The sequence below is a fragment of the Sphingomonas sp. FG14 genome (genome assembly GCF_057809675.1).
Map to the genome: position 1 here is coordinate 1 of NZ_JBMDKK010000043.1, position 6244 is coordinate 6244.

The window sequence follows — 6244 nt, forward strand, 5'->3', positions numbered from 1 at the left end:
AGCTGTGCGCGCCCTGGCCCAGCGCCGTCGCGGGGGTGAAGCTCCACGCACCCGACCCGTTCGCGGTGGTGGTGCCGATCAGGCTGCCATTGTCATAGACCGAGATCGTCGCATTGGCTTCGGCGCCGGTACCTGCGATTGCCGGGAGCGTGTCATCGGTCACGCCGCCATTGGCGACAACGCCGATCACAGTCCCGACATCATCGGTCACCGAACCGATCACCGGCACCGTCGGCGACGCCGTATCGACCGTCACAGCATAGGCGGCCGACGGCGCGCTTGCATTGCCCGCATTATCGGTCGCGGTGACGGTGAAGCTGTGCACGCCCTGGACCAGCGCCGTGATCGGCGTGAAGCTCCAGGCGCCCGCACCATTGGCGGTGGTCGTGCCGATCAGCGTGCCATTGTCGTAGACCGAGATGGTGGCATTGGCTTCGGCGCCGGTACCCGCGATCGCCGGACGGGTATCGTCGGTCACGCCGCCATTGGCGACGACGCCGACGACCGCACCGACATCGTCGGTGACGGAGGCGATCGTGAGCACGGCCGGCGCGGTCGTGTCGATCGTCACCGCATAGGGCGCGGACGAAGCGCTGACATTGCCGGCGGCATCAGTCGCGGTGACGGTGAAGCTGTGGGCACCCTGACCCAGCGCCGTCGCCGGCGTGAAACTCCACGCGCCGGAACCATTCGCCGTCGTCGTGCCGATCAGTGTACCATTGTCATAGACAGAGATGGTCGCATTGGCCTCTGCCGCCATGCCTGCGATCGCCGGACGCGTATCGTCGGTAACCCCACCCTTGGCGACGATGCCGATCACCGTCCCGACATCGTCGGTCACCGAGTCGATCCCCGGAACGCCTGGAGCTGCCGTATCGATTGTGATCGCATAGGCTGCCGAAGGCACACTGACATTGCCCGCGCCATCGGTCGCGGTCACCGTGAAGCTGTGCGCGCCCTGGCCCAGTGCCGTCGCCGGCGTGAAACTCCATGCACCCGAACCGTTGGCCGTGGTGGTGCCGATCAATGTGCCATTGTCATAAACCGAGATCGTCACGTTGGCTTCCGCCCCCGTACCGGCGATCGCGGGACGCGTATCGTCGGTGAACCCGCCATTGGCGACGATGCCGACAACCGCGCCGACATCGTCGGTCACCGATCCGATCACCGGCACCGTCGGCGCAGCCGTATCGATGGTGACGGCATAGGCTGCGGACGGTCCACTGACATTGCCTGCGGCATCGGTCGCGGTGACGGTGAAGCTGTGCGCGCCCTGCCCCAGCGCCGTCGCCGGTGTGAAGCTCCATGCGCCGGAACCATTGGCCGTGGTCGTGCCCAGCAATGTGCCATTGTCGTAGACGGAAATCGTCGCATTCGCCTCGGCGCCCGAGCCGGCAATCGCCGGACGCGTATCGTCGGTGGACCCGCCATTGGCGACGACGCCCGTGACGGCACCGACATCGTCGGTCACCGATCCGATCACCGGAATCGCGGGCGCGGCGATGTCGACAGTGATCACATAAGCGGCCGAAGGGGCACTGGCATTGCCGGCGGCATCGGTCGCGGTGACGGTGAAGCTGTGCGCGCCCTGTCCCAGCGCCGTCGCCGGCGTGAAGCTCCACACGCCGGCGCCATTCGCCGTGGTCGTACCGATCAGCGTGCCGTTGTCATAGACGGAGATGGTCGCATTGGCCTCCGCGCCGGAGCCCGTGATCGTCGGACGCGTATCGTCGGTCGAACCACCATTGGCGACAGTCCCGGTCACCGGCCCGACATCATCGGTGATCGAACCGATCGCGGGAACTCCAGGCGTCGCGGTATCGATGGTCACCGCATAAGCGGAAGAGGCGGAACTGGTGTTCCCTCCAACCGTCGCGGTCGCGGTGAAGCTGTGCGCGCCCAGGCCCAGCGCCGTCGCCGGCGTGAAGCTCCACGCGCCGCTCGCATTGGCGGTGGTCGTACCGAGCAACGTGCCGTTATCGTAGACCGAGATGGTCGCATTGGCGACGGCGCCCGCCCCGACGATCACGGGAATCGTATCGTTGGTCGAACCGCCATTGGCGACCGCGCCAACAACCGGTGCGACATCGTCGGTGATCGAGGTGATCACCGGCGCGGCAGGCGGTGCACCGTCGTCGACTATGGTGCTGGCCGGGCCGGACATGTTGCCCGCCGCATCGGTCGCGGTCGCGATCACCGTCGTACCGTCGGGGATCGTCGTGGGCGGCGTATAGGTCCAATTCCCGGACGCATCGACGGGTACAGTCACGTCGAAGCTGCCATTGCCGTCCACATCCAGATTCAGGGTCGTTCCGGGTTCGGCGGTGCCGGTGACGGCGCCGCCATTGGTCGGATTGATCACGGGTGCGGCCGGGGGAGCCGTATCGACCGTCACCGCATAGACGGTCGACGGTCCGCTCACATTTCCGACGGCGTCGGTTGCGGTCGCGGTGAAGCTATGCGCGCCCTGTCCCAGCGCCGTCGCCGGCGTGAAGCTCCACGCGCCGCTCGCATTGGCGGTGGTCGTACCGAGCAACGCGCCGTTATCGTAGATGGAGATCGTCGCATTGGCCTCGACGCCGCCGCCAGCGATCGCCGGGCGCGTATCGTCGGTGAATCCGCCATTGGCGACGATGCCAGTCACCGTGCCTATATCGTCGGTGATCGAACCAATCACCGGCACGCCGGGCGGAGTCGTATCGATCGTCAGAGCATAGGCGGCCGATGGCGCGCTGGCATTACCGGCGGCATCAGTCGCAGTCGCCGTGAAGCTGTGCGCGCCCTGCGCCAGCGCGGCTCCAGGCGTGAAGCTCCACGCACCCGAGCCATTGGCCGTCGTCGTGCCGATCAGCGTACCATTGTCGTAGATCGAGATCGTTGCGTTGGCTTCGGCGCCCGTGCCTGTGATCGTCGGCCGGGAATCATCAGTGGTGCCGCCATTGGCGACAACACCGGTGATCGCGCCGACATCATCAGTGATCGAGCCGATCGCCGGAACGCCCGGTGTCGCCGTATCGATCGTCACCAGATAGGCAGCGGAGGGCCCACTGATATTCCCGGCCGGATCGGTCGCGGTCACGGTGAAGCTGTGCGCACCCTGCCCAAGCGCGGACGCAGGCGTGAACGACCAGCTACCCGAACCGTCGGCACTCGTGGTGCCAAGCAATGTGCCATTGTCGTAGACCGAGATTGTGGCATTGGCTTCGGCACCCGTTCCGGAAATCGCCGGGCGCGTGTCGTCGGTGGCTCCGCCATTGGCGACGACACCCGTCACCGCACCGACATCGTCGGTCACCGCGCCGATCGCCGGCACCGTCGGTGCGGCGGTATCCACCGTCACCACATAAGGTGCCGAAGGCCCGCTCAAATTGCCCGCGGCATCGGCCGCGGTCACGGTGAAGCTATGCGCGCCCTGCCCAAGCGCGGACGCAGGCGTGAAGCTCCATGCACCGGAACCGTTCGCCATGGTCGTGCCGAGCAACGTGCCGTTGTCGTATACCGAGATGGTGGCATTGGCTTCGGCGCCCGTTCCCGAGATCGCCGGACGCGTATCATCGGTGGTACCGCCATTGGCGACGACGCCAACGACCGCGCCGACATCGTCGGTGACGGCGCCGATCGTCAGGATCGCGGGAGCCATCGTATCAATCGTGATCGCATAGGCGGCCGAGGGCAGACTGACATTGCCGATCGTGTCGGTTTCGGTCGCCGTGAAGCTATGGGCGCCCTGGCCAAGCGCCGTCGCCGGCGTGAAGCTCCAGGCGCCCGAGCCATTGGCCGTCGTCGTGCCGATCAGCGTGCCATTGTCATAAACCGAAATGGTCGATCCAGCCTCGGCGCCGGTGCCTGAAATCGCCGGCAAAGTATCGTCGGTGGTGCCGCCATTGGCGACCACACCTGTGACCGGGCCGACATCATCGGTCACCGATCCGATCATCAGAGCTCCGGGAGCAGCCGTATCGATCGTCACCGCATAGGCGGCAGACGGCGCGCTGACGTTGCCCGCCGTGTCCGTCGCGGTGGCCGTGAAGCTGTGCGCGCCGTTGCCTAGCGCGGTTGCCGGCGTGAAGCTCCACGCGCCCGAACCATCGGCCGTCGTCGTGCCGAGCAATGTGCCATTGTCATAGACCGAAATCGTCGCGTTGGCCTCGGCGCCAGTGCCGGCGATCGCGGGGCGCGTATCGTCGGTCGTGCCGCCATTGGCAACGACACCGGTGATCGCGCCGACATCGTCGGTGACCGATCCGATCGTCAGCACCGCCGGTGCGGCTGTATCGACGGTGATGGCATAAGCTGCGGAGGGTGCACTGGCATTGCCCGCCGCATCAGACGCCGTGACGGTGAAACTATGCGCGCCCTGCCCCAGCGCGGTTGTCGGCGTGAACGACCAGGCTCCGGAACCATTGGCCGTCGTCGTGCCGAGCAATGTGCCATTGTCGTAAACCGAAATGATCGCGCCCGCCTCGGCGCCCGTGCCGGCGATCGCCGGACGCGTATCATCCGTCACGCCGCCATTGGCGACAACGCCCGTCACCGCGCCGACATCGTCAGTCACCGATCCAATCGCGGGCACGATCGGTGCGGCCGTGTCGATCGTCACCGCATAAGCGGCCGACGGCGCGCTGACATTGCCCGAGCCATCGGTCTCGGTCGCTGTGAAGCCGTGTGCGCCCTGGCCCAGTGCGGTCGTCGGCGTGAAGCTCCACGCACCCGAGCCGTCGGCCGTCGTCGTACCCAGCAGCGTGCCATTGTCGTAAACCGAAATGGTCGAACCCGCCTCCGCGCCGATTCCGGCGATCGCCGGGCGCGTATCGTCGGTAAATCCGCCATTGGCGACAACACCCGTCACCGCGCCGACATCATCGGTCACCGAAGCGATCACAAGAACGCCGGGTGCGGACGTATCGACAACGACCGCATAAGCGGCCGAGGGTCCGCTGACATTGCCGGCGCTATCGGTCGCGGTCACGGTGAAGCTGTGCGCGCCGTTACCCAGCACGGTCACGGGCGTGAAACTCCATGCGCCCGAACCATCGGCCGCCGTCGTGCCGAGCAATGTGCCGTTATCGTAGACCGAAATGGTGGCATTGGCCTCGGCACCGATGCCCGAAATCGCCGGACGCGTATCGTCGGTCGTGCCGCCATTGACGACAACGCCAGTCACCGCACCGACATCGTCGGTCACCGCGCCGATGGTTGGAACAGTCGGCGCGGCGGTGTCGATCGTCACCGCATAAGCGGCCGAAGGTGCGCTGACATTGCCCGCGCTGTCAGTCGCGGTCGCGGTGAAGCTATGCCCGCCCTGGCCGAGCGCGGTGGCCGGCGTGAAACTCCACACACCCGCGCCGTTAGCCGTCGTCGTGCCAAGGAGCACGGCGTTGTCATAGACCGAGATGCTCGCGCCCGCCTGGGCGCCGGTGCCGGCGATTGCCGGGCGCGTGTCGTCGGTCACGCCGCCATTGGCGACGACGCCGGTGACCGTGCCGACATCGTCGGTGATCGTCGTGATCACCGGCGCGGCAGGCACGATGTCGTCATCGACAATGGTGCTCGCCGGACCGGACGTGTTGCCGGCGGGGTCGGAGGCTGTCGCGGTGATCGTCGTGCCATCCGGGATCGGCGTCGCCGGCGTGTAGCTCCAGTTGCCCGATCCGTCGACCGGCACCGTCACCTCGGCGCTGCCATTGCCGTCGGTGTCGAGATTGATCGTCGCACCGGGCTCGGCTGTACCAGTCACCACCCCGCCATCGGTGGGGTTGATCACCGGCGTCGCCGGCGCCGCTGTGTCGATCGTCACCGCATAGGCGGCCGAAGGCGCGCTGGCGTTGGCGGCGGCATCGGTGGCGGTGACGGTGAAGCTGTGCGCACCCTGCCCCAGCGCCGTTGTCGGCGTGAACGACCAGGCTCCCGAACCGTTCGCCATGGTGGTGCCAAGCAGCGTGCCATTGTCGTAGATCGAAATGGTCGCCCCGGCCTCCGCGCCGGTGCCCGAAATCGCCGGGCGCGTATCGTTGGTGGATCCGCCATTGGCGACCGTTCCAGTGATCAGCGCGATATCGTCGGTAACCGTGCCGATCGCGGGCACTGCTGGCGCTGCGGTATCGATCGCTACCGCATAGGCTGCCGATGGCGCACTGGCATTGCCGGCCGGATCGGTCGCAGTCACGGTGAAACTATGGGCGCCCTGCGCCAGCGCCGTTGTCGGCGTGAACGACCAGGCTCCCGAACCGTTCGCCATGGTGGT

1 protein-coding gene is annotated in these 6244 nt (G+C 66.8%); it reads right to left on the reverse strand.

Translation table 11 applies throughout. The features are described 5' to 3' along the window. Positions 1–6244: Ig-like domain-containing protein (locus tag ACODTA_RS30125; RefSeq protein WP_489071353.1), on the reverse strand; the 6244-nt coding region annotated here is incomplete at both ends.